Source organism: Bacillus massilinigeriensis, assembly GCF_900117315.1.
Classification (GTDB): domain Bacteria; phylum Bacillota; class Bacilli; order Bacillales; family Cytobacillaceae; genus Bacillus_BE; species Bacillus_BE massilionigeriensis.
Genome location: NZ_LT630337.1, coordinates 332,125 through 356,532, shown reverse-complemented (window position 1 = coordinate 356,532; position 24,408 = coordinate 332,125). Strand labels below are relative to the sequence as shown.

23 protein-coding genes and 1 riboswitch are annotated in these 24,408 nt (G+C 36.5%); of the genes, 13 read left to right on the top strand and 10 right to left on the bottom strand.

Features of this window, described 5'->3' with window-relative positions:
- Window positions 1-97 precede the first annotated feature (97 nt).
- Complete coding sequence (locus tag BQ6100_RS01670; RefSeq protein ID WP_075980098.1) at window positions 98-2,026, top strand: heavy metal translocating P-type ATPase; 1,929 nt, start codon at window positions 98-100, stop codon at window positions 2,024-2,026.
- A 300-nt stretch (window positions 2,027-2,326) separates the two neighbouring features.
- On the opposite strand, the gene BQ6100_RS01665 is transcribed toward BQ6100_RS01670, so the two are convergent.
- The 3 genes from BQ6100_RS01665 to BQ6100_RS01655 all read right to left on the bottom strand — a co-directional run bounded on the left by BQ6100_RS01665 (window position 2,327) and on the right by BQ6100_RS01655 (window position 4,110).
- Window positions 2,327-3,157, bottom strand: a complete 831-nt coding sequence (locus tag BQ6100_RS01665) for a YihY/virulence factor BrkB family protein (protein ID WP_075980097.1) — start codon at window positions 3,155-3,157, stop codon at window positions 2,327-2,329.
- A 93-nt stretch (window positions 3,158-3,250) separates the two neighbouring features.
- Window positions 3,251-3,613 (bottom strand): YtxH domain-containing protein, encoded by a 363-nt coding sequence (locus tag BQ6100_RS01660; RefSeq protein ID WP_075980096.1) that lies wholly within the window; start codon window positions 3,611-3,613, stop codon window positions 3,251-3,253.
- Window positions 3,613-4,110, bottom strand: coding sequence for a low molecular weight protein-tyrosine-phosphatase (locus BQ6100_RS01655; RefSeq protein WP_075980095.1), 498 nt, complete (start codon window positions 4,108-4,110; stop codon window positions 3,613-3,615). The genes BQ6100_RS01660 and BQ6100_RS01655 overlap by 1 nt, the downstream gene beginning before the upstream one ends.
- A 203-nt stretch (window positions 4,111-4,313) precedes the next feature.
- Here BQ6100_RS01655 and BQ6100_RS01650 point away from each other — a divergent pair, with 203 nt between their 5' ends.
- Window positions 4,314-4,538 carry a DUF1128 domain-containing protein gene (locus BQ6100_RS01650; protein ID WP_075980094.1) on the top strand — a complete coding sequence of 75 codons (225 nt, stop codon included), beginning with the start codon at window positions 4,314-4,316 and terminating at the stop codon, window positions 4,536-4,538.
- A gap of 72 nt (window positions 4,539-4,610) precedes the next feature.
- Here BQ6100_RS01650 and BQ6100_RS01645 read toward each other — a convergent pair whose 3' ends face one another.
- Together BQ6100_RS01645 and map are read right to left on the bottom strand one after the other, a co-directional pair.
- Window positions 4,611-5,618: an HD-GYP domain-containing protein gene (locus BQ6100_RS01645; protein WP_075980093.1), complete on the bottom strand. Its 1,008-nt coding sequence runs from the start codon at window positions 5,616-5,618 to the stop codon at window positions 4,611-4,613.
- A 114-nt stretch (window positions 5,619-5,732) separates the two neighbouring features.
- Window positions 5,733-6,479, bottom strand: coding sequence for a type I methionyl aminopeptidase (gene map / locus BQ6100_RS01640; protein ID WP_075980092.1), 747 nt, complete (start codon window positions 6,477-6,479; stop codon window positions 5,733-5,735).
- A 299-nt stretch (window positions 6,480-6,778) separates the two neighbouring features.
- Between map and BQ6100_RS01635 the strand changes: the two genes are divergently transcribed.
- The gene (locus tag BQ6100_RS01635; RefSeq protein WP_075980091.1) at window positions 6,779-7,102 is read left to right on the top strand and encodes a helix-turn-helix domain-containing protein; all 324 of its coding nucleotides are present in this window, start codon (window positions 6,779-6,781) and stop codon (window positions 7,100-7,102) included.
- 70 nt (window positions 7,103-7,172) lie between these two features.
- Here BQ6100_RS01635 and sinI read toward each other — a convergent pair whose 3' ends face one another.
- The 3 genes from sinI to motA form a co-directional block, all read right to left on the bottom strand.
- Window positions 7,173-7,313 carry a DNA-binding anti-repressor SinI gene (gene sinI, locus BQ6100_RS01630; RefSeq protein ID WP_084780173.1) on the bottom strand — a complete coding sequence of 47 codons (141 nt, stop codon included), beginning with the start codon at window positions 7,311-7,313 and terminating at the stop codon, window positions 7,173-7,175.
- A 34-nt stretch (window positions 7,314-7,347) separates the two neighbouring features.
- Window positions 7,348-7,441, bottom strand: a riboswitch (cyclic di-GMP riboswitch).
- Window positions 7,442-8,358: 917 nt separating this feature from the next.
- Complete coding sequence (gene motB, locus BQ6100_RS01625; RefSeq protein WP_075980090.1) at window positions 8,359-9,147, bottom strand: flagellar motor protein MotB; 789 nt, start codon at window positions 9,145-9,147, stop codon at window positions 8,359-8,361.
- Window positions 9,140-9,937 carry a flagellar motor stator protein MotA gene (motA, locus tag BQ6100_RS01620; RefSeq protein WP_075980089.1) on the bottom strand — a complete coding sequence of 266 codons (798 nt, stop codon included), beginning with the start codon at window positions 9,935-9,937 and terminating at the stop codon, window positions 9,140-9,142. Before motA ends, motB begins: the two co-directional genes overlap by 8 nt.
- A 426-nt stretch (window positions 9,938-10,363) precedes the next feature.
- Between motA and BQ6100_RS21395 the strand changes: the two genes are divergently transcribed.
- Both BQ6100_RS21395 and BQ6100_RS01615 read left to right on the top strand, forming a co-directional pair.
- Window positions 10,364-10,522, top strand: a complete 159-nt coding sequence (locus tag BQ6100_RS21395) for a hypothetical protein (protein WP_173719801.1) — start codon at window positions 10,364-10,366, stop codon at window positions 10,520-10,522.
- 141 nt (window positions 10,523-10,663) lie between these two features.
- Complete coding sequence (locus tag BQ6100_RS01615) at window positions 10,664-10,987, top strand: YbjQ family protein (protein ID WP_075980088.1); 324 nt, start codon at window positions 10,664-10,666, stop codon at window positions 10,985-10,987.
- Between the two features lie 91 nt (window positions 10,988-11,078).
- Here the strand turns inward: BQ6100_RS01615 and BQ6100_RS01610 are convergent, their stop codons facing one another.
- Window positions 11,079-11,321 carry a hypothetical protein gene (locus BQ6100_RS01610; RefSeq protein ID WP_075980087.1) on the bottom strand — a complete coding sequence of 81 codons (243 nt, stop codon included), beginning with the start codon at window positions 11,319-11,321 and terminating at the stop codon, window positions 11,079-11,081.
- Window positions 11,322-11,739: 418 nt separating this feature from the next.
- Here BQ6100_RS01610 and BQ6100_RS01605 point away from each other — a divergent pair, with 418 nt between their 5' ends.
- Window positions 11,740-12,954, top strand: coding sequence for an MFS transporter (locus tag BQ6100_RS01605; RefSeq protein ID WP_075980086.1), 1,215 nt, complete (start codon window positions 11,740-11,742; stop codon window positions 12,952-12,954).
- A 154-nt stretch (window positions 12,955-13,108) separates the two neighbouring features.
- Here the strand turns inward: BQ6100_RS01605 and BQ6100_RS01600 are convergent, their stop codons facing one another.
- A complete protein-coding gene (locus tag BQ6100_RS01600) occupies window positions 13,109-15,298 on the bottom strand; it encodes a DNA topoisomerase III (RefSeq protein WP_075980085.1) in 2,190 nt (729 codons plus the stop codon).
- Window positions 15,299-16,094: 796 nt separating this feature from the next.
- On the opposite strand from BQ6100_RS01600, the gene BQ6100_RS01595 reads away from it, so the two are divergent.
- From BQ6100_RS01595 to BQ6100_RS01565, 7 genes are all read left to right on the top strand, one after another.
- The gene (locus BQ6100_RS01595; RefSeq protein WP_075980084.1) at window positions 16,095-17,375 is read left to right on the top strand and encodes an MDR family MFS transporter; all 1,281 of its coding nucleotides are present in this window, start codon (window positions 16,095-16,097) and stop codon (window positions 17,373-17,375) included.
- 99 nt (window positions 17,376-17,474) lie between these two features.
- Window positions 17,475-18,707, top strand: a complete 1,233-nt coding sequence (locus BQ6100_RS01590; RefSeq protein WP_075980083.1) for an aminopeptidase — start codon at window positions 17,475-17,477, stop codon at window positions 18,705-18,707.
- A 128-nt stretch (window positions 18,708-18,835) separates the two neighbouring features.
- A complete protein-coding gene (mscL, locus tag BQ6100_RS01585; protein ID WP_075980082.1) occupies window positions 18,836-19,222 on the top strand; it encodes a large conductance mechanosensitive channel protein MscL in 387 nt (128 codons plus the stop codon).
- A gap of 59 nt (window positions 19,223-19,281) precedes the next feature.
- Window positions 19,282-19,917 carry a Bax inhibitor-1/YccA family protein gene (locus tag BQ6100_RS01580; RefSeq protein ID WP_075980081.1) on the top strand — a complete coding sequence of 212 codons (636 nt, stop codon included), beginning with the start codon at window positions 19,282-19,284 and terminating at the stop codon, window positions 19,915-19,917.
- A gap of 188 nt (window positions 19,918-20,105) precedes the next feature.
- Window positions 20,106-20,594 (top strand): MarR family winged helix-turn-helix transcriptional regulator, encoded by a 489-nt coding sequence (locus tag BQ6100_RS01575; protein ID WP_075980080.1) that lies wholly within the window; start codon window positions 20,106-20,108, stop codon window positions 20,592-20,594.
- Complete coding sequence (locus BQ6100_RS01570) at window positions 20,587-22,314, top strand: ABC transporter ATP-binding protein (RefSeq protein ID WP_075980079.1); 1,728 nt, start codon at window positions 20,587-20,589, stop codon at window positions 22,312-22,314. The genes BQ6100_RS01575 and BQ6100_RS01570 overlap by 8 nt, the downstream gene beginning before the upstream one ends.
- A complete protein-coding gene (locus BQ6100_RS01565) occupies window positions 22,311-24,176 on the top strand; it encodes an ABC transporter ATP-binding protein (protein ID WP_075980078.1) in 1,866 nt (621 codons plus the stop codon). Before BQ6100_RS01570 ends, BQ6100_RS01565 begins: the two co-directional genes overlap by 4 nt.
- The last annotated feature ends 232 nt before the right edge of the window (window positions 24,177-24,408 follow it).

Below are 24,408 nucleotides of genomic sequence, written 5' to 3'. Positions count from 1 at the left end.
TGCTGTCATCTTTATTGATGACAGCTTTCGTCATTTTTAGGGGGAATGACGATGATTATTTTTCTCAATTTTCAAACAAACAAAGGGGGGCCTTATTATGCTAGAAGAGGCCAAAATATTAGATAACGTTAAGGTTACTGAAAAAAACACCCGTTTTCTTCAGAATATTAAACCTTATTCTGAATTAATTGCCGCAATCATCTGCGGTATATTAATCACATTTGGGTGGCTATTACATCGGTTCAACATAATTGAATGGTCGATCGCCTCCTATATACTTGCCTATGTAATCGGGGGATTTGCCAAGGCAAAGGAAGGGATAATAGACACAATTGAAAAGAAAGAGCTCAATGTTGAGATGCTCATGATTATGGCCGCCATTGGTTCTGCAATCATCGGTTACTGGACTGAAGGAGCGATGTTAATTTTTATTTTTGCCGTTAGTGGAGCTTTGGAAACCTACACGATGAATAAAAGTCATAAGGAGCTCTCCTCCTTAATGGAACTTCAGCCAGAGGAAGCTTTACGGGTTAATGCGGGAAATGAGGAACGTGTTCATGTATCAGAGTTAGTCGTTGGAGATCTTATATTAATAAAGCCTGGAGAAAGAGTCCCTTCTGATGGAAAAATTATCAAAGGGCAAACCACTCTTGATGAATCGGCTATTACTGGTGAAGCCATTCCTGTTTCAAAATTTTCTCAAGAAGAAATATTTGCTGGTACGGTAAACTTAACTGGCTCGATTACGGTTGAAATCACGAAACCAAGTAATGAGACCCTTTTCCAGAAAATCATTCAACTTGTACAGTCCGCACAAAGTGAAAAATCACCTTCTCAATTATTTATTGAACGCTTTGAGGGAACCTATGTGAAGGTAATCCTATCGATTGTCCTTGTGATGATGTTTCTCCCACACTTTTTGTTGGAATGGAGTTGGAATGAAACCTTTTATCGAGCAATGATTCTTCTAGTTGTTGCTTCACCCTGTGCCCTTGTTGCTTCCATCATGCCAGCAACACTCTCAGCTATTTCAAACGGTGCTAAACATGGGATTCTATTTAAAGGTGGAGTTCACCTAGAAAATCTAAGCAACCTAAAGGCTATTGCTTTTGACAAAACTGGAACCTTAACCAAAGGGAAACCGACAGTAACAAATGTATTAATTCACGAGGAATTTTCCAATGAGGAGATACTTAGAGTAATTGCTTCAATTGAAAGCCATTCAAACCATCCATTAGCACAGGCGATTGTTCAATTTGCTAAAAATGAACTTCATTGTGAACTCTTTGATCCAGAGAGTATTGAGGATGTCCCTGGCTGGGGTGTGAAGGCCTTCTTTAATAATAGTGAATGGTTGGTAGGAAAGGCTGGTTTTGTTGGGGTTGAAGAAGCAGAGATCTTTGCGAATGGTCAGGCAAAGGAATTAGCTAGTGAAGGAAAAACGATTGTATTTCTAAAGAAGGATAATCATATTATTGCTTTAATCGCCTTAAAGGACGTTGTCAGAGAGGAAACAAAGCTTGCGATTGACCAGTTAAAAGAAAAAGGTATTTATACCATTATGCTTACAGGGGATAGTCAAAAAACAGCAAAGGCGATTGCCGCTGAATCCCATGTCGATGATTATGTTGCTGAATGCCTTCCAGAAAAAAAGGTAGAGGAACTTAAAAACCTAAAAAACAAGTTTAATACAGTGGCAATGGTGGGAGATGGAATTAACGATGCCCCCGCTCTCGCTACTGCAAATATAGGAATTGCCATGGGCGAAGGTACAGATGTTGCATTAGAAACCGCAGATATTGTGCTTATGAAAAATGACCTACCAAAGATTGCGGAAGCCATTCATCTATCAAAAAGAATGAATCGAATCGTTAAACAAAATATTGTTTTTTCCATATCCGTGATTATGCTTTTAATCTCATCCAATTTCTTGCAGTTTCTCGAGCTTCCTTTAGGTGTTATTGGACATGAAGGTAGTACCATCTTAGTTATCTTAAATAGCTTAAGATTATTACGGTCAAGATAATTATTAAAGGCTGTCTTTAAGGTGCTAGGCACCTATGACAGCCTTTTTTTATTATCTAGTGATATCCGTTAGATCCATTTTGTGATCCGGAGGTTTTCTTTTTAGGATTGCTCTTATTACCTTTTTGCTTTGTATTCCCTTTACCCATATGGTTTGTCTCCTTCATAACAATATAGTTTGCAGCCAGAAAAAACTTGCCACATGTATGGAGTCCCATTTATCCTAAATCAAAAAGTCTCCACAACCCATATTATTTTCGGGGCCATTCCTTTTTATCAGAGGAAACATTTAGAGATTATTTTAATTACAACTTTCATCCTTTAGCCTGCTTGAGAAACCGTTTATTTCTCCACCTAAGATGATAATCACACCTGTAATATAAAACCATACCAAAAGCACAATGATTGCCCCAATACTTCCATACATAGCTGAATAATTGCCAAAATTTCCGACATAATAGGAAAATCCTAAGGACGCCAGCACCCAACCTACTGTAGCAAAAATCGCACCGGGAAGAACGCTCAAGCATTTGATTTTTTTATTAGGGGCTATCCAGTATAGGCATAGAAAAACGATTAATAAAATAAGGGAGCTGACAACCCACCTTAAGGTATTCCAAATGACAAGAAATTCACTTGATAGGCCCAATTCTGAAAAAATAAAGATGCCAATCTTTCTTCCAAACACAGGCAATAATAAAACGACAATAAAGACAAAAAGCATGGCTAATGTAAGTAAGATTGACATTCCTCTGGCTAAGAGAAAAGACCTCGTCTCTTGGACATTATATGCCTTATTGAAGGCTCGAACGATTGCGTTAATTCCATTAGAACCTGACCAAATTGTTCCGATAATCCCTAAGGACAACAGCTTTCCATTTCTCCCGCTCATAATATCCTCTATATTCGTCTCTATAAGCTGAATCGTCTCACCTGGGGCGAAATCCTGTATAAACCCTAATAAATGAGTTTCAGTTATAGGCAAATAAGAAATAAGGGTAAACAAAAAAATCAAAAGCGGAAATAGAGATAATAGAAAGAAGTAAGCTAATTGGGCTGCTAATCCAAAAACATCGTCTTCTAAAATTTGTTTTAGAATTCTTGGAAAAGAGACTAATATGCTTTTACTCATTCCATCACCTCTTTTGATAAAAGAATATGAAGAACTACCATTTCGGTCTCAGTTCTCCTATTTATTTATTTTCTCTTTTATCACCAATATTTATTAAAAAGGTTTGTTTTCAGTTTCAGTTTCAATGTCATCACTAGTATGATGAAAAGCCTCTTGAGTATCTTTAACAATTTCTGTCACTGCAGGGGTCATTTCCTTTAATTCCTCTACCTTTTCAGCGATGAAGGATACATCATCACTCACCTGTTCTATCGTTGATTTTATTTGGTTTATTGTATCCTTTACTTGGTCTACAACCACATTTGGATTCTTTATGTAATAGGCCATATTACTTCCTGCACGTTTCACATTCCCTACAACCGTACTTCTCGTTTCTTTATCAAGTAAAGTGATTGCCCCTCCAACCATTGCTCCAAAAAATACTCCTCGAAAAAACCTTTTACTTTCATCTTTCATTATAAGTCAACCTCCCTTTTATCAAGCCTATATTTATTCTTTATCTCCTCTAAAAGCTGTTTACAGCCTTGCTCAACGAGTTCATACACCTCTTCAAAATTACCTGTAAAGTAAGGATCTGGAACATCCTTTACCTTGATATGATGGACATAATCAAGCAATCTCAAGACCTTAGTCTCTGTTATTGGCTTGTCCATCATAGCTTTAATATTTTTTACATTTTCGGAATCCATTGCAATAATATAGTCAAATTCATTTAAATCCTTTTTCTGAATTTGACGGGCAAACAGGTCGGAACCGTCGATTAAATATTTCTTTAATATTTTTCTTGTTCCTTCATGAGGGGGCTGACCAATATGCCAATTTCCCGTACCTGCAGAATCAACATGGATTACTTGATTGAAACCTTCCTTCATCACCAAATCACGGAACATAGCCTCTGCCATCGGGGATCGGCATATATTTCCTAAGCAAACAAATAATACCTTAACCTTCATATATGTATTCCTCCTTACAAACATTTTCTTCGATTACATATTCATCATGCAACAGTGATTTTGATTTTATCTTTGAGTGTCTATAAATAACATAGTACGCATATACTTAGGTAAAAAAATTATACCTTTTGTTCTCCATCTTATCATTGACTTTTAATTATGAACATGGAAAGATTAAACCATTGAAAAGAAAGGGTGACGGGATGAATTTAACTGAGAAATCGTCAGAAAATGTGGAGTTTATGATTGAGAAAATAAAAGAGAAATTAAAGGTTCTTAATCTTGGGGCAATTAAGCCTTCCCACTTTGATGAGAATATGTATGATGAATTAAAGGAAATATACGAGCTTGTTATGAAAAAGAATTCATTTAGTCCAAATGAAATGCAGGCATTAGCAGAAGAGCTTGGAAATTTAAGAAAGCTTTAGTTTTTACATAATAAAGGGGCTATCCCAAAAGTGAAGGTGTCTTGCACCTTGCTTTTGGAATAGCCCTCCCGATTAACTTTCCAAACTAAATAAATCCATTCCTCGATCTATCACTTTAGAAACTAACAATGTATGATGATTGGCAAGTGATATTTCTTCGCCGGAATCAAGGTAACGGATATAAGGTCTCTGAAGATTATCTATTATTTTTGTAACGATGGCTTTTCGATTATTGTTTAAAATAACTCCGGTTCCAGGTATATATAAAGGAACCCCTTGGACAAATTGATTTACCAAATCTGGTGAAAAGAGTGTTCCACTTTTCGTCATGATGTACTCCATCGCTTCATGTGGTGGCATTCCCTCCTTGGAAATAGCATTTTCATATACATTTGCGATGGCACAAATTTGTGCAAATAGATGTATTTGTTCCCCTTCTAAACCTCTTGGCCTGCCACTCCCATTTATGGCTTCATGGTGCTGAAAGCATACATGGGCAGATAACAAATTAACTTCCCGTATTTTTCGTAAAAAGTCAAAACCAACTCGGGGATGATCCTCCTCATCATTTGTTAACAATTTTCCAATATCATGCAAAAGAGTTCCCAATGCTAATTCCTTCAATTGCAACTGTGAAATATTCATTTTTTTTGCAAGCTGTAAGGATAATAAGGTTACATTGACCGCATGGGCATACATCCGTAGCTCCTCGGGGAGCGAACTCGAAGGGATAAGAAACAAGGCCTTTCTCTTCCCAACCTCATCAACTAGCTTGACTACAAGCCTTTGCAGCTCTCTTAATGGAAACTCCTCTTTTGTGGAAACATTTTTTAAAGCTTCCCTCATTACCTCAATAGAATCCATCCACGTTGGTACGTCCACCATCTCTTCCATAGATATACCAAAAGAAACAGCATCTTCAACAAATAAATATCGAATATCCATTGCCTCTAATTTTTTTAAATAAATGGGATGAATCCGTCGACCCGCAGCCAGAAGGACCCTTCTATGCTTATCAAAAACCGGTCTTGCTAGCTGCATAAGCTTTGGACTATATTCCTCAATACTAATTAATCTCATATGCGATCCCTCATTATTAAACAAGCAAAGAAATTGGTAAAAAAAACTAGCGTAGTTCACCTAAACCTTTATTATTAACGTATTACTTAATCACTATATAGTGATTATACTTTATTATTGTTCTGTTAAGATAACTGGACCATCTTTTGTAATCGCAATGGTATGTTCGTATTGAGCAGAATTTTTTCCATCAATGGTTCTCGCAGTCCAACCGTTATTATCCATTTTTGATTGATATCTCCCTACGTTGACCATTGGTTCAATCGTGAAGACCATTCCTTCCTTAATTCTTGGACCCTTTCCTGGAAGACCATAATGCGGAACATCTGGCTTTTCGTGGATGACTGCACCAATACCATGACCAATAAAATCTCTTACCACAGAGAACCCTTCCCCTTCAACATAGGTTTGGATGGCATGTCCGATATCACCAATTCTATTGCCTATCTGCGCCTGCTCAATTCCTTTATAAAGAGCTTCCTTCGTAACCTCCAATAATTTCCTTGATTCATCTGAGACCTCCCCAACGGCATAGGTCCAAGCTGAATCGGCTAGGGCGCCATTTAAGTTAACAACCATATCAATGGTAACGATATCTCCGTCCTTCAAAGGCTGCTTACGGGGAAATCCGTGGCAAATTTCATCGTTAATGCTAGCACAGGTTGCATATTGATACCCGTTGTAGCCCTTCTGTTCGGGGGTAGCACCATTTTTCTCTAAAAATTGATCAACAAACTGATCAATTTCCCATGTTGTAATTCCCGGCTTAATCATTTTTGCAATTTCTCTATGACAAGCTGCTAAAAGTTCTCCAGCCTCTTTCATTTTTTCTATTTCACGTTCAGACTTTAATACAATCATTTTGATCCTGCCTTTCCTTCATTTAATTACTAATTTCGTATCTCTCATAATATATATTATCGTTGATGAAGAGGTTTATCAAAAAAATTGTATAAAGAATTTCACTAACTACATTATTTCAGAGGTATAGACAAAAGGCTTGTACATTTTCAATCCAATTTTTACCTTCGATTTTAAAAAATACCATCGCGTAAATGATAATTCAGCCTTAAAATGAATTGTTCGAAATATGGAACATCTTTTTCATATTTGATATAATCATTTTGTTAATATATATAATAATAGGGTGTGGGGACCGAATGATTGGTGAAAGAGTTAAAAAACTACGTCTTCAAAAGAAATTATCAATAACAGAATTAGCTGATCAAGCTGGAGTAGCAAAATCGTATCTAAGTTCGCTTGAGAGAAACCTTCAAACCAATCCATCTATTCAGTTTCTTGAAAAAATTGCAATGGTCTTAAAAGTACCAGTTGATCAAATCATTCATGAACAACCGGATAAAGAAGATTTGGATTCTGAATGGTTAAATATTGTAAAGGAAGCTATGCAATCCGGGGTATCAAAAGAACAATTCCGCGAGTACCTGGAATTTAATAAGTGGAAAATAAAGAATAACCAATAATCTGAACTTATACTAATAATAAGGAGTATTCTTATAAATATTTGTAAGAACCTCCTTATTTTATTTGAATTCAAGGTTTTTCAATGTCTGGACCCTCTTCGACTTCTTGTCTTAAAAAGGTGAGTATATCTTCTTTGTTCATTCCTATTTTTTTTGCTTCTAATATCATTTCTATCCATTCATTGTCCAACTCATCATAATATGTATTCATCTTTTCTTATCCTCCCCAAAATACATTCAGTATTCCAGGCAATCCAGCCATCCTAGAAGGGTCATCAACCTTCCCTTAGATCTGTGACTTTGCGCCCTAATTTTTCAATTAGTTTGCCTTTTTCTGAGACTAATAGCACACATTATTTATTACTGTTTCTATAGAATAATTCTTTTTTCTCAAAAAAGGTGTAAATATTTGTCAACAAAAATTAATAATTAAATGATATTTTCTAACAAACTCTGCCAAAAGTCTACACAAAAAAAAGCTTATAAGTATAAATTTATCATTTTTTGTTTTCTTTGAATTCCCTACTAATTCAGGTGTAAATATCATTATTGAATATTGTGTATTAAATAATTCTCAGCAATTTCTTATACTTTCTCCTCCTTTTTTCCATTAATATTCAAAAGGCAGTAAATTATGCGTTTTTTTATTTGTCAATATATATTTTTGAATATTTTTTGAAAAATATTTGTCAATTTTGTGACCAATCAAATATAATAGTAACAAGATTCCTTCTGGAAATTTTTAGTTTATTTGATTGGAGGGTTGTTAAAATGACATTCTTTCATATCTTAAATTTTGCCGTACCTATCTGTTTCATTGTATTCGCAGGTTTCATGCTTGATCGGATGTGTAAACCTAATGAAACAAAACAAGAGGTTGAGTAAGCTCGTTGTAAGCGCTCCCATAAATACTTAACAAAAGGGGCTGACACAGTCACCCTCTTTTTTATGCATTTTTATTAATCGGTACCACAGTCATTACATCTTCACAAAACAGGTCCACTTACTTAAGCAAAACCAAGAATTAATAAAACCCATACGATGGGATGAAATTGACCGATTTTAAATTTTAAGTTTATTCATTCCCTGCCTTACTAGGTTCAATTCCAAATAATATCAAATTTCCATGACTAGAAAATGATTTTGTTTTGTATCTCTTTCCTAATTTAACATACAAAAAAACAGATTATCCTCCAAAGTGTTTGATCATTTCCTAAATGAATTCAAAACGCATTGGATTTGGATAATCTGCCTTTTTAAGGTTGATTTTGAGTTCCCTTTGGTAAAATCAGGATTTCTACACGCCTATTTTTAGCACGACCCTTTTCTGTTTTATTAGAAGCAATTGGTTGAAATTCTCCAAAGCCCTTTGCACTAAAAAGCTTCGGATCCAACTTATCGTTATCTAGTATAATTTTCATGAAATTAACTGCACGCATTACGCTAAGTTCCCAGTTTGATTCATACTTAGAGTTACTAATAGGTATATTATCAGTGTGTCCACTAATGATTACACTACGCGGAAGGTCCATGACCAAAAGGGCTGAAATTTCCTTTGCTATCTTAACATCTTGCTTTCTAACATCAGCACTACCTGATTTAAACAATACATTACTTCTAATTGTTACTAATAAACCTTCACCTGAAAGAGAGGTATCGAGTTTATTTTCTAAGTTATTTTCTTTGATATACTGTTGGACCTTATGTTGTACAACGGCTAATTGCTCTCGCTCAGACTGTTGTAGCTTATTTTTATTATCTTCATCCTCTTTATATTCATTTTCACCTTTGTCTGTCTCTGGATCATAGGATTGTGCATCCTTCTCAGGCATAGGGCTTGGAAAATTCATAATTCCTGTTCCTGATGAAAAGACTTGACTAAAGGCTGAGGAAAGTGACTGAAACTTTTGGGCATCTACCGAGCTAGATGCAAATAATACAATAAAAAGGGCTAACAATAATGTTAGAAGGTCAGCATATGGAAGAAGCCAATCCTCCCCCATATGTTCATCATGATTCCCTTTCTTTTTCCTTTTTTTACTCATCCTTCTTCACTTCGCCTTCTTCAAGGAATTTTTTCCTTTCACCAGCAGGTAAATAGGAAGCAAGCTTCTGCTCAATGACCCGTGGTGCTTCCCCTTCAAGAATGGACAAGATCCCTTCAATCATCATATGTTTAATTTTTGCTTCTTGCTTTGACTTTCTTTTTAATTTATTGGCAAATGGATGCCATAGCACATACCCTGTTAAAATCCCGAGAAATGTCGCGACGAAAGCTGCACTAATTGCGTGACCCAATGTATCCGTATCGGCCATATTTCCTAGTGCCGCTATTAAACCTACTACGGCTCCGAGTACTCCTAGAGTTGGTGCATAGGTTCCTGCTTGAGAAAAAATTAATGCCCCAGTCTGATGTCTTTCCTCCATTGCATCAATTTCTTCTGTAAGCACATCTCGAATATAATCTGCGCTTTGCCCGTCGACAGCAAGAGATAAACCATTTTTTAGAAACTCATCTTCAATTTCATTTGTTTTCACTTCTAAGGCTAGTAGACCTTCTTTTCTAGCAAGCTGAGCCCAATCTGAGAACATTTTGATTAGTTCTGTTGGCGGCATTAACTTTTGTTCTTTAAATACAATTGATATCAGCTTTGGAACCTTTTTAATTTCATTTGTCGGAAAAGCGATTGATACAGCTGCAGCAGTCCCCGCAAGAATGATCAGAATAGCCGCTGGATTCGTAACTACAACTGTTGGACTTACCCCTTTTAAAAACATTCCATAACCAATTCCTATAAGTGCTAAAATAATCCCAATAATCGATGTTTTATCCATATATTGTCACCTGTCTTGTTTTCAATGTTTTAAAGTACTTCCCATTTCTTAATAATAGTCTAATAGTAAAATAGTTTTCAATGATTTATAGACTTTCTATTATTTATTTCGACAAAAACCCCTTAAAAATGAAGAGGTTATACGAATATTATTTTGGTTTATTGTCCATTTTCACCCAACTGCCTTTGAGAAAATAGAAAAATGCCCATTTAATTAATTCGGGCATTCTTCTAAAGATAAAATTATATGGTAAAGTGTTCGATTTTTTTATTAAGGGAGCTAGATATACCATTAATCTCCTCTATATTATTATTTATTATGTTTGAGCTGGTGAAAGTTTTTCCCCTTTTGAAAATTGAAATACTTTTAAACACATAAATGCATGACTTTTTTGTAAAAATAAGCCTGAGAAAGGAGCGTGGCAAAATGGGACGTGGCAAACACTTAAACCATAAGAAAAAAGGGCATCCTGGGAACTTCCCTGAAAACACTCTAGTTGAAAGACATACAACTGAGGCTCAGGAAGATGAGGAATTATTAGTTACTCAGGAAGCATTTAAAAATCGGATTGAAGAAGACGAATAATTCGATTCTCATTCGTTTTAAATTAGGGGTTAGTGCCTGACAACTTATTGTGCACCCCCCTCGTTCTTTACAAAAATAGTAGTTGGACCCTTTTCAAATTCCCCTGAAGTAAATCACTCTATTAGATTTGGAGGCTTAATAATGGTTATTACTACTACTTCAACTTTACAAGGCAAGGAAATCGAACGCTATCTTGGGATTGTTTCTGGAGAGGCAATAATGGGGGCAAACGTACTTAGAGACTTCATGGCAAGTGTGACAGATATCATTGGCGGTAGAAGTGGTGCCTATGAAAATAAGTTATCGGAAGGCCGAGAAATCGCCATCCGTGAAATGGTGGATAAAGCCAGGAGTCTTGGGGCTAATGCTGTCATTGGAGCCGATTTAGACTTTGAAACCTTGCGTGAAGGAATGATGATATGTGTAGCAACGGGAACCGCTGTATTTGTAAAGGATTTACGATAAAAGAGATAGTCACTATTAGTTTGCCTCTATTAAAACCAAATTGGAAAAGAGGCAGTCCAATCTGGCTCTTTTTAAATAAAACAGCAGAATATTAATGAAAATATGGCATTTCAGCTGGACAATGGATCTTTTTGTATATCCTTAAAAAGTACATAAACTCATCAAATAGAAAGGAATCCTCATCTTCAAACTGAAAGGCTTCTAAGAAGGAAACTAATAACTCTTCATCCTCCCCTTCCAAAATACCGTTTAACCAGAGCTTAAATGCAAACTTTTCCCGAAAATAATGATAGCCCATATTGTCAAAGACATCTGCTATTTGTTGTTTTTCCACATTAATCCCACCTAACCCAATCTATTCATTATCTTTCCACTATTTATAAAAATGGCTGTTTTCGTATAGATTGTTGCTTTTATAACCGCAGCCTGAATACACTCCGCTTTCCGTGGGCGAGCGGTGAGCCTCCTCGTCGCTACGCTCCTCGGGGGTCTCACCTTTCTCGCATTCCCACAGGAGTCTACGTGTATTCAGGCTGCTAAGCCAGTACTCTCTACTTATTTATCATCACAATTTTGAGAAAACAGCCATAAAAATAAATCAAATAAATAAGAGCTCCTCATTCTTGGGCATACAAAATATTAAAAAATGTGATTCATTTTGTTTCTTTTAATGAAGAATTTGCTTTATAGTGTTATGTTAATAATATAAATATTTAGGAATACGAAATGTTTTTCGAAAGAAGTGTTTAGCAATGAATCAGCTTGAAAATGCTCGGCGGAATTTATTTATCATGTGGTTTGCAAATTTCTTTGTTAATTCAAGCATGACAATGGTGCTCCCTTTCATATCCTTATACATCCAAACATTTGGCCATTTTTCAGAAAAGTACGTTCAGCATTGGGCAGGATTAACCTTCGGAGTCACCTTTGTTTCCGCATTTATTTTTTCACCAATTTGGGGGAAAATTGGTGATCGATATGGTCGGAAGAGGATTCTTATTGCTTCAGGACTCGGTATGGCGCTATCAATCTTCTTAATAGGATTTGTTCATAGTGTGTGGCAGCTATTTATTCTTCGTTTTTTTATGGGTTTTTTCGCAGGGTTTATCTCCATGTCGCAGGCCTACATTTCAACTCAAACACCAAAGCATATGGCCGGTCGAGTTCTTGGAACGTTGCAAACTGGTACAATTACAGGAGCCCTTCTAGGACCAATCCTTGGAGGGGTATTAGCCGATGCAGTGGGCTATTCAACAACATTTAAATGGACTTCCATTTCGATATTGATTTCTGCCCTTCTTGTTATGCTTACGAAAGAATATCGTTTACATGAAAAACAAAGCTCAAGATCTATACATTCCAGCAAGGAGCTAATCAAGCATATTATCAGTAATCCAGTATTATTAACAGCTTTACTTATTTCAGCACTTATTCAAATTGCTCACTTCAGTATTCAGCCTATCCTTTCGCTTTATGTAACTGAATTACACGGGAAGGTGAATATTGCTTTTTACTCTGGAATTGCCTTTTCCGTCGCAGGACTAGGAAATTTATTGATGTCCCGCAAATGGGGAGAAGTCGCTGACAAGCATGGTTATGTTAAGGTCTTAATTATTCTCCTCTTTGTTGCTGGAATTGCCTATTTGCCAGGTGCAATTGTCAACAATCTATGGCAGCTTGTGATTATTCGCTTTATTCTAGGAATTGCTCTCGGAGGAATTGTCCCTGTTCAAATTGCCTACCTCCGCCAAGAGGCCCCTATTAGTATGCAAGGGGAGATTATCGGGTATAACACAAGCTTAAGATTTTTTGGTAATATGATTGGTCCATTATTAGGAGGTTTCGTTTCTGGGTACTTTGGTTTTCCAGCCGTATTTATTATGACAAGTTCATTACTACTGCTATGTGGGTGTCTTCTTTTTACTATTGTTTATCGACATCAGGATTTAGTGAAGCATTCCATGTAACTTGAAGTTGCTTCAATAAATACTCTGATAGATAAGAATCCATTTTGTTCATTCTTTTTTCAAAATGGATTCTTTTTATTTATCATAAAATATTAGTTTGTTGGTATTCTTATTAAATCCCTATTTCAAAGCAACAAGTCATTTTCTATAAACTTTAATCAAATTTCAATCCTTTTAGCGCCTCAGCAAGTGCATTATTTAAAGGTTCTTCAACCTTATTTTGATTTTTCAAATACTTCTGTACCGTACGTTTATCTACTTTTCCCTTTGATTCTTTTTTTCGACGTGCTTGGAAGGTAGATAGTTTTTCACGATAACCGCATTTACATGTGAAGATTTGACCCTCACCTTCACCTCTAAGCTCTAATTTTTTATGACATTGTGGACAACGCGCGTTTGTAACTCGTGAGACATTTTTACGATGTCCGCATTCACGGTCCTGACAGACAAGCAATTTGCCTTTTTTTCCGTTTACCTCAAGCATTGGTTTGCCGCAATCTGGACATTTTTTTGTAGAAATATTGTCGTGCTTATATCTTTTATCACTTGCTTTAATTTCAGCAACAATGTCTTTTGTGTGTTTCTTCATTTCATTAATAAATACTTCTTTTTTTAGTTTTCCTTTTGCAATTAACTCCAATTTTTGTTCCCATTCAGCTGTTGTTAATGGTGATCGTAACTCTTCAGGAACTAAGTCTAATAATTGTCGGCCTTTCGATGTGATGTGGATCTCTTTTCCACGTTTTTCAATTAAAAAGGAATTAAATATCTTATCAATTATATCAGCACGAGTTGCAACAGTTCCTAGGCCGCCAGTCGATTTTAATGTGTCTGCAAGCTGTTTATTTTGCGTCTCCATATACTTTGTAGGATTTTCCATTGCCGATAACAATGTCGCTTCTGTAAAACGTGCTGGTGGCTTTGTTTGCCCAGATGTTTGTGTAGTTAGTTTAACGTTTAATGTTTCTCCCTTTTCAATACGAGGCAAGATTTGTTCTTTTACATCATTAGTTGATTCCTCGTCATCAAATTGGTTCTCATAAACCTCTTTCCATCCGGCATTAACGATTGTTTTTCCGCGAGCAACGAAGTTTTCATTTCCTATTTTCGCACGAAGTGTTAACTGCTCGTATTCAAACGCAGGGAATAGAACAGCCAGGAATCGTTTTATGACTAAGTCATAAATTTTTCTTTCTTTATCTGTGAAGGCTGAGAAGTTCACATATCCTTCGGTTGGGATGATTGCATGGTGATCACTTACTTTGCTATCATCTACAAATGATTTAGAAGCCTTAATTGGTTTTTTAAGCACCTTATTTACTAGTGTTCGATAATCCCCTACCCCACAAGCCTTCAGACGTTCTGGAAGAGTTCCTACGATGTCTGACGAGAGGTAGCGTGAATCTGTACGAGGATAGGTTAATACTTTGTGCTGCTCATACAGTTTTTGCATGATGTTTAATGTTTCTTTAGCAGAGTATCCAAAGATCTTATTCGCATCACGTTGTAGCTCTGTTAAGTCATAAAGACCAGGTGAAAATGTTTTTTTAGGTTTGCGGTCGAGATCAATGACCGTGGCATTTTTGCGGTCAAGCTGCTTTACAATTTGATCAATTCTATCTTTATCAAAGCTTCTGTTATTCCCTTTAGCATCCTGCCATGTCAGCTTTAAGTCGTTCGCTGTTTGTGCCTCAATTCCGTAGTATGTTTGTGGTTTGAAATTTTTAATTTCATCTTCTCGTTTAGCGATAATTGCTACAACTGGTGTCTGAACGCGTCCACAATTCAATTGGGCATTATATTTTGTAGAAAGTGCACGACTGGAATTAAGTCCAATATACCAATCTGCCTCTGAACGAGCTACAGCAGAAAAATAAAGATTTTCATAAGCTTTTCCTGGCTTTAAATGATTGAATCCTTCTTTAATGGCTTTATCAGTAACAGAAGAAATCCAAAGACGTTTTATGGGTTTCTTTACTTTTGCTTTTTCAATTATCCAACGGGCAACTAATTCCCCTTCGCGCCCAGCATCTGTTGCAATAATAATCTCTGTAACATCCCCACGTACCATTTGGGATTTCACTGCATTAAATTGCTTCCCTGTTTGTTTAATGACTGTTAACTTTAACCGTTCAGGAAGCATTGGTAAATCTTCCAGTTTCCATGTCTTATATTTCACATCATAGCTCTCAGGATCAGCTAAAGTTACTAAGTGACCTAAAGCCCATGTCACAATATATTTATCCCCTTCTAAAAATCCATTCCCTTTTTTGGTACATTTTAATACCTTTGCAATATCTCTTGCCACTGAAGGTTTTTCAGCTAAAACCAGGCTTTTTGCCATACTTTCTTATCTCCTTTATCTTTTTTGTATGTTTAATATAACATAGTTTATGTTTGAAACATGAGTAGACCCTTTTTTAAAAAAAGAGAGTTGTTAGGCTGCATGAGTTCGGGTAAAGGGTCAGAATATTTTAAACTCCTTAAACCCAAAATCTCAAACAAGCAACTTTTTACCATTAGGCTAATTTCATTGATTATATCTGGTAAAAGTTATCCTTGTACTTTGACAGTTGGAGTAAATTACCTCTTTAGTTTTCAAACTCTCCATCCCTTTATTGGAATATCCAAAATCATAGGAGAAGAAGATTTTTGATGAGCCATACGTCTTTGATTTGCTATCTTTTTGACTTTGTTCCAGCATATTGTTGATTTTTTTGCTATGCTGCCTGGAACTGGTGATTAAAATGTAAATGAGTAAGGCCAAAAAAATCGGATATCCGCGATTATTACCATTTATCCGCGATTCCCTGAATATATCCGCGATTTTCAAGATATATCCGCGATTTTTTCCATATATCCGCGGAAATTTCCATTTTATCCGCGATAAGGCTTTTCAAGAACCTTCAATGAGCAATAGCCTACCGTGCCCCACCATCCCCACTAACAAATACACACATAAATCGTGAACTTCCTCCGAAACAATCAAAAAAGAAAAAGTGAACCCACATTCTCCTAAAAATAATTTCACAAAATACTAAATTTCACAAAAAATCCTTTTCCCTTTTAAACTACTAACTTGAATTATCTTTCTTCTGAATAGTATGATAACGTTATTCGAATTTAAGCGAGGAGTCATCATGAAGATAAAAAATTGGGATCGTAATTTAAAAATTCGCTTAATTGGCGAAGGAGCTATGAATATTACCTATTGGATGTTCTTTCCCTTCTTAACCATCTTTTTTGCAGAAGCATTTGGAAAAGGAAAGGCAGGAATTTTACTTATTGTGTCACAGCTATTATCAGTATTCGCCAATCTTATTGGTGGATATTGTGCAGATCGTTTTGGCCGAAAAAAAATGATGGTGCTATCCTCATTAGGTCAAGGTATTTGTTTCTTCTTATTTGCTATTGGGAACTCCCCTTGGCTCTTTTCTCCAAGCATTGCCTTTATAAGCTTTGCTCTAGTAGGCTTTTTTGGGTCGATTTATTGGCCAGCTAGCCAGGCCATGGTTGCGGATGTGGTGGATGAAAAGGAACGGAGCAGCGTCTTCGCTGTCTTTTATACCGCTATTAATATTGCTGTCGTGGTTGGACCAATTCTCGGAGCCATCTTTTATGATAACTATCTTTTTGAATTATTACTCATTGCTGGTTTATTATGTATTGTTCTTTCTCTTGCCCTATCAAAATGGACCCGCGAAACGGCACCACACATCAATCATTCAGTCGAAAAGAACTTATTATGGTACGAAAACATTATTCAGCAATTTAGAGACTACAAAATTATCTTCCGCGATAAAGTATTTCTACTATTTATCCTTGGAGGAATCTTTGCTTGTCAAACTAGCGCACAATTAGACCTCTTATTACCTGTTTATTTAGATGAATTTGTTCATAATCAAACCCTTTTATCAGTTGGGGACTGGTCTTTCTCTATTCAAGGGGAACAGGCCTTCGGGATTATTCTTGCTGAAAACGGTCTACTTGTAGCTCTCTTTACAGTCATTGTGACCAAGTGGATGTCCAATTATAAAGAGAAAAATGTCTTTATTCTTTCATCTATATCCTATGGCATCTCCATGATTCTTTTTGGCCAAACTCATTGGATTTGGGGACTTATTTTCGCAATGGTTGTTTATACATTTGGCGAGCTTTCTTCCGTTGGGCTCCAACAAAGCTTTATTTCCGAAATCTCACCTGAACATATGCGCGGTCAATACTTTGCTGCAGCAAGTTTAAGATGGACTATTGGAAGGACGATTGCCCCAGTGGCCATCCCAATGACAGCATGGATTGGATACAATTGGACCTTTATCTTCTTATGCTCATTAGCTATTTTAAGTGCTTTATTTTACGCGTTTATGTTTACATTCTATGAAAAAAGAAAATCTGGGCATCTCAGAAGACAAGCCATATAATTTCGTGTGGTTAAATTGCATCAAGAAGGGATATAGTTTCCTTTTTTTGCATAATAGGTCTAAAATAATATTAATGAATCAAAAAAGGAGAATAGACAAATGACCAATTTCCAAAAAAATTTAGAAAAGTATGCAGAGCTAGTAGTTAAAGTCGGTGTCAATATTCAAAAAGGGCAAACGGTCGTTATTAATACGAAGCTGGATTCTGCTGAATTAGTAAGATTAATAGTAAGAAAAGCATATGAGGTGGGCGCGAAGGACGTCGTTGTCAATTGGAGCGATGATCAAGTTTCCCGCACAAGATACGATTTAGCCCCTGATGAAGTTTTTCTTGAATATCCAAAGTGGCGTGCAAAGGAAATTGAGGAATTAGCTGAAAATGGTGCGGCATTTATCGCTGTTGATTCATCCAATCCTGATTTGTTAAAAGGGGTTAATCCTGAGCGTATTTCTAATTTTCAAAAGGCTTCTGGTCAAGCATTAAAAACCTACCGTCGATACATCCAATCTGACAAAATCAGCTGGACTGTTATCGCTGCTCCATCTGAGGCATGGGCTGATAAAGTGTTCCCTAATGATCCTAAGGAAAGTCGCGTGACGAAGCTTTGGGAGGCTATTTTTACATCCACTCGTATCGATTCTGATAATCCTGTGGAGGCTTGGAAAAAACATGATCAAACCCTTCATGAAAAGGTACAATACTTAAACGAAAAACGATATAAAAAATTACATTATCGTGCTCCAGGAACAGACCTAACAATTGAGCTCCCTGAGAACCATTTATGGGTAGGAGCTGGTAGTGTAAACGAAAAGGGCTTTGAATTTATGGCGAATATGCCTACTGAAGAAGTATTTACCGTTCCATTGAAGACCGGTGTAAATGGTGTGGTTTCAAGCACAAAGCCTTTAAGCTATGCAGGGAATATCATTGATCAATTTTCCATCACCTTTGAAAATGGTCGAATTATTGATGTAAAAGCAGTTGAAGGTGAGGATATTTTAAGAGGAATTGTTAATACAGATGAAGGTTCTCATTATTTAGGTGAGGTTGCATTAGTTCCTTATAATTCACCAATTTCTAAGTCAGATCTTCTCTTCTACAACACGTTATTTGATGAGAATGCCTCAAATCATTTAGCCATTGGTAGTGCTTATGCGTTCTGTATTGAGGGTGGAAAACAAATGACAAGTGAAGAACTTGCGGCTAACGGATTAAACGAAAGCCTCACACATGTGGATTTTATGATTGGATCAAATAAAATGGATATCGATGGTATCACTCCTGAAGGTAAAGTAGAACCTATCTTCAGGAATGGAGATTGGGCGTTTTAAGACAGTCTTTCCAAAATAAGCTAGCACATTTTCCCTTGTGCTGGCTTATTTTTTTAATAAATCGCATAGCCTAACCATTATAATAATCCTTCAAACAAATTGGAGGATATAAATCAGGAGGATTGTGTATGTGGCAGGAGTTTAAAAAATTTGCTTTAAAAGGAAATGTAATCGATCTTGCGATTGGTGTAATCATCGGTGGAGCTTTCGGAAAAATAGTTTCATCTCTTGTTAATGATGTGATTATGCCATTCATTGGTTTGCTACTTGGCGGAATAAACTTTAAGAAATTAGAATACCCATTAGGTGATGCATTATTAAAATATGGGATGTTTCTACAAACAGTTGTTGACTTTTTGATAATTGCAGTATCCCTTTTTATTTTTGTTCGCATAATTAATCGATTCAAGGGGAAAGTGGAAAGCCCACAAGAAGCAAAGATGGAGCGTCAGGAAGAATTACTTACCGAAATACGAGATTTATTAAAAAGGCAAATTGTACCTGAGGAAAATTGAAACCTTCTTTTTCGTCAATACGTATAATTAGGAAACATTTTACCCGAGGTGAAAGATTTATGTATTCTCAGACTACTAATCGGTACATGCCTTCTGTTCTTAAGACATTTGCCTTTTCATTAGCCATTGCCTTTATAGGAACTATGGCAGGTGTTTTTATTCCGCAATCATTATTTTTGCCCCTAGTGATTCTAGAATTCGTTATGTTAATCGGAGCCTTTTTCCTAAGGCGTAAAAAAGCAATTTCCTATGGATTTGTCTATGCCTTTACTTTTATTTCTGGTATGACTACTTATCCAATAATCGCCCACTATTTAGCAACAATTGGCGCTAATTTAGTGTTAATGGCCTTAGGCACAACCACTGTCGTTTTCACTGGTCTAGCAGTATATGCGACGACAACGAAAAGGGATTTATCCTTCTTAGGTGGCATGTTAATGGCTGCTCTTCTTGCATTAGTTGCTATCGCCATTTTTAATATTTTCTGGCCGTTAAGCTCAACTGCTATGCTTGCTTACTCTTTTATTGGAGTACTCGTATTTAGTGGCTATGTATTATTTGATTTTAACAGGATGAAGCATTATGGGATAAGTGCAGAGGAAGTCCCGTTAATGGCCTTAAATCTCTATCTGGATTTTATTAACCTATTTATCGATATCCTAAGAATCTTTGGTATTTTAGGTAGTGACGATTAATTTATTAAATAACAAATGGGCTATTCCAAGTGTTAGCAGCTTTGGGATAGCCTTTTTTTCAACATTTATTCATTGACTTTTCCTAACCATGGAGTATAATGCGTAAATAGTTAACTTTATTAATTATTCATTTATGAACAGTTATTTTTTGAACTATTCATACACTTAAGGAAACCGGGTGAAAGAGAATGGAAAGGGAATATACTGATTCCAATCAAACATTAGCCATGCTGCAATCGTTTCGTGAAATTCATATGATATTTGCTAAATGGTCACGGGAAGTAATCTTAAAAAATAAATTGAGTCTCCCCCAATTTCGAATTCTACAAGCAATGCATTTAGGTATAATTATTCCCCAAAAAACATTGGGTGAAAAAACGAATTTCTCAAAAAGTACACTAAGCGCTAATGTTGAAGGATTAGTGTCAGCTGGTTTAATAAAAAGGATATTTTCAGAGGAAAATAGGCGGGAGGTTCAGCTTTTGCTTACCGAAGAAGGCGAACAAAAGGTTCGTCAAATCAATGAAGACCCAGATGGAGTCCTTCAAAGAATGAAACATGTCCTAGAACAAATTCCACAAGATAAAATAAATGCTTTACTAGAAATTCACCACCAGATCTATGAATTATCAATAGAGGGAACAACCATCAATCACGGAGGAAAAAAAGTTGATTAAACTATTACGTCATTTAAAACCTTTTACCCTAATCGTCACTGGGGTCCTTATTTTTGTTTTTATTCAAACTATGTCTGAATTATATTTACCAACTTTAATGTCTGACATTATCGATGTTGGGGTAGTAAAAGGCGATACGCATTATATTATAAAAATCGGTGCTCTTATGCTAGGAATAGCAGCTATCGGTGCGATTTGTTCCGTTTTAGTAAGCTATCTTTCTTCGAAAGCCTCTATGGGATTCGGAAGAAACTTACGAAAACAAATATTTTCTCGTGTTGAGTCTTTCTCTTTACATGAGTTTGATAAGGTTGGAACGGCTTCACTGATTACAAGAACAACGAATGATATCACACAAATTCAACAGGTACTTGTGATGCTAATGCGAATGGTAGTTGCTGCTCCATTTATGTTTATTGGCGGGGTCATTATGGCTGTTACAAAGGATGCCAAGCTTTCCCTTGTTATTTTAGCTATAACTCCGATTTTAATTTTAACCATTTTCTTTGTTCAAAGAAAAGCGATTCCCCTTTTTCAATCGATGCAGCTAAAGATAGATAAACTAAACCGAATACTTCGCGAAGGTCTCATTGGGGTAAGAGTCGTTCGTGCCTTTAATCGTGATCCCTTTGAACAAGACCGGTTTGAAACAGCCAATCGTGACTTAATGGATGTATCAGTAAAGGTTAATAAAATTATGGCATTTATGATGCCAATCATGATGTTGATTTTTAACTTAACCACAATTGCCATTCTCTGGTTCGGTGGAATTCGAATTGATCATGGAAGCATGCAAATTGGAGATTTAATGGCCTTTATTCAATATGTCACACAAATCATGTTTGCGTTAATCATGGCTGCCATGATGTTTGTCATGATTCCAAGAGCTTCGGCATCAGCCGTCCGTATCAATGAGGTACTAGAAATGTCTCCTAGCGTTGTTGATGCAGACATGACATTAGAACCAGATAAGTCTCAAGGTTCTGTTGAGTTTGACCATGTCACATTTAGTTATCCTGGTGCCGAAATGCCTGCTTTATCTAACATTACCTTTAAAGCCTCTCCTGGACAGGTGACTGCTATCATCGGAGGTACTGGTTCAGGTAAATCTACGTTGGTCAATCTTGTTCCAAGATTTTATGACATTGACTCTGGGACAATAAGGGTCAACGGTATGGATATTACTCAAATGTCTCAGGCTGAATTGCGTTCTACCATTGGTTTTGTTCCTCAAAAGGCGGTTATTTTTTCTGGAACTATCAGCGAAAACATCCGTTACGGAAAAGAGGATGCAACCGATGAGGAGGTCGTCCATGCGGCGGAGGTTGCTCAGGCTGCAGATTTTGTTGAGGAAATGAAAGATGGCTATGAATCTGTGATTACACAAGGTGGTAACAATCTTTCTGGTGGACAAAAGCAGCGTTTGGCCATTGCCCGTGCCCTTGTGCGAAAAGCAAACATATATGTTTTTGATGATAGCTTTTCAGCATTAGATTTTAAGACGGATGCCAAGCTGCGTGCAGCGCTAAAAACAGAGACAGAAGACGCAAGTGTTCTTATAGTAGCCCAACGCGTCAGTACCGTTCTTCATGCAGATCAAATTATTGTTCTTGATGAAGGAAAAATAAATGGAATTGGAACTCATGAAGAATTACTAGAGACCTGCTCAGTCTATCGTGAAATCGTGGAGTCACAATTGTCTAAGGAGGAAATCGCATGAGTGAGAATAAACAGCAGCCCCCAAAAAGAGGACCTGGTCCAGGGCATGGTCCTGGCGGCATGATGGTTCAAGGGGCAAAGGTTAAAGACTTCAAGGGAACTCTTCGCCGTCTTCTTGCCTATTTGAGACCGAGCAAATACCATTTAATTGCCGTTTTCTTTACAGCAATTATTAGCACCGTTTTCTTAATTGTTGGTCCAAAACTCATGGGGAAAGTAACAACTAAAATTTTTGAAGGCCTAATGATGAAGTTTAAGGGGATTCCTGGAGCTGAAATTGATTTTGATTATGTAGGGAAAATACTCCTTCTTTTAATTGGGCTATATATTATCAGTGCATTATTTAGCTATCTGCAGCAATATATTATGGCTGGTGTGTCTCAAAAGGTCGTCTATGATTTGAGAACAGCGGTCGATCAAAAGCTTGGAAGACTACCACTTAAGTATTATGATGAGCATTCCCACGGAGATACACTGAGTCGTGTCACAAATGATATTGATACAATCGGAAGTACCTTGCAACAAAGTATAACGCAATTTATAACTTCTATTGTAACAATCATTGGAATCATCATCATGATGCTGACTATTAGTCCTGTTCTAACATTAATTAGTATAGCAGCAACTATTCTTTCTGTTTTTGTCTTAAAACCAATCATGGTTCGTTCTCAGAGACATTTTGCTAATCAACAGCGTTCTCTTGGAAAATTGAATGGCCATATTGAAGAAATGTACACTGGGCACCAAATTATTAAAGCATTTGGACATGAAGAAAAGGCCAAAAGGCAATTTGATGAAGTAAATGAAAAGTTATATGATGCAGGCTGGCGTGCCCAATTTATATCCGGTATCATTATGCCCTTAATGTCTTTTGTAAGCAATTTAGGGTATGTACTGATTTGTATCGTCGGCGGCATTTATGTAACAAAAGGTTTTATAACAGTTGGTGATATCCAAGCATTTATTCAATATTCCAGACAGCTTTCTCAGCCAATTACACAAACAGCAAATATTGCTAATATTATTCAAGCTACAATTGCGGCGGCAGAACGTGTCTTCGAATTATTAGATGAAACAGAAGAAGTAAAGGAATCCAATATAAAAACCTTGCCGCAGGTCAAAGGAAGAGTAACATTTGACCAAGTCGATTTTGGTTATAAAAAAGACCAATTGCTTATTGAAGATATGAATATTGATGTCCATCCAGGTCAGACTGTGGCTATTGTAGGTCCAACAGGTGCAGGAAAAACTACATTAATAAATCTTCTTATGCGATTTTATGAGCTTAACAGTGGTTCTATTAAGATTGACGGAGTTAATATTAAGGAAATTTCCCGTGCTGAATTACGTCAAACCTTTGGCATGGTTCTGCAGGACACTTGGCTTTTCAACGGGACGATTAAAGAGAATATCGCATATGGTCGATTAGATGCTACTGATGAGGAAATTGTAAAAGCGGCGAAAGCGGCACATGCAGATCACTTTATTCGTACACTACCGGATGGTTATGACACGGTACTAAATGAGGATGCCTCAAATATCTCTCAAGGTCAGAGACAATTGCTTACGATTGCAAGGGCCATTCTCGCTGACCCACCAATTATGATTTTAGATGAAGCCACAAGTAGTGTTGACACACGTACAGAGGTTTATATTCAAAAAGCAATGACTTCCATGATGCAAGGCAGAACGAGCTTTGTTATTGCTCATAGACTTTCAACAATCAAAGATGCTGATATCATCTTAGTAATGAATCAAGGAAAGGTTATTGAGCAAGGAAATCATTCCGAATTATTAGCACAAAATGGATTTTATGCTGATTTATACAATAGCCAATTTGCAATAGACCAACATGCTGTATAGAGAAGTTTATTATTGGTGGCAGACTCCAATTACCGCCAAAAATACTAGGACTAACCCGTGAGGTTAGTCCCTTTCTTTTTTTCCTCCAATTGGATATAATTAAAGTGGAAACATTTAGAATTTTCATTAGTTAATCTATGGAAATCAGAGATCCTTGAGGAAAAAAAGCATCTTATTCTCATTCTTTGAATAGGTTATTTCAAATCACCTTATAAAGGAAGGGATAATATAT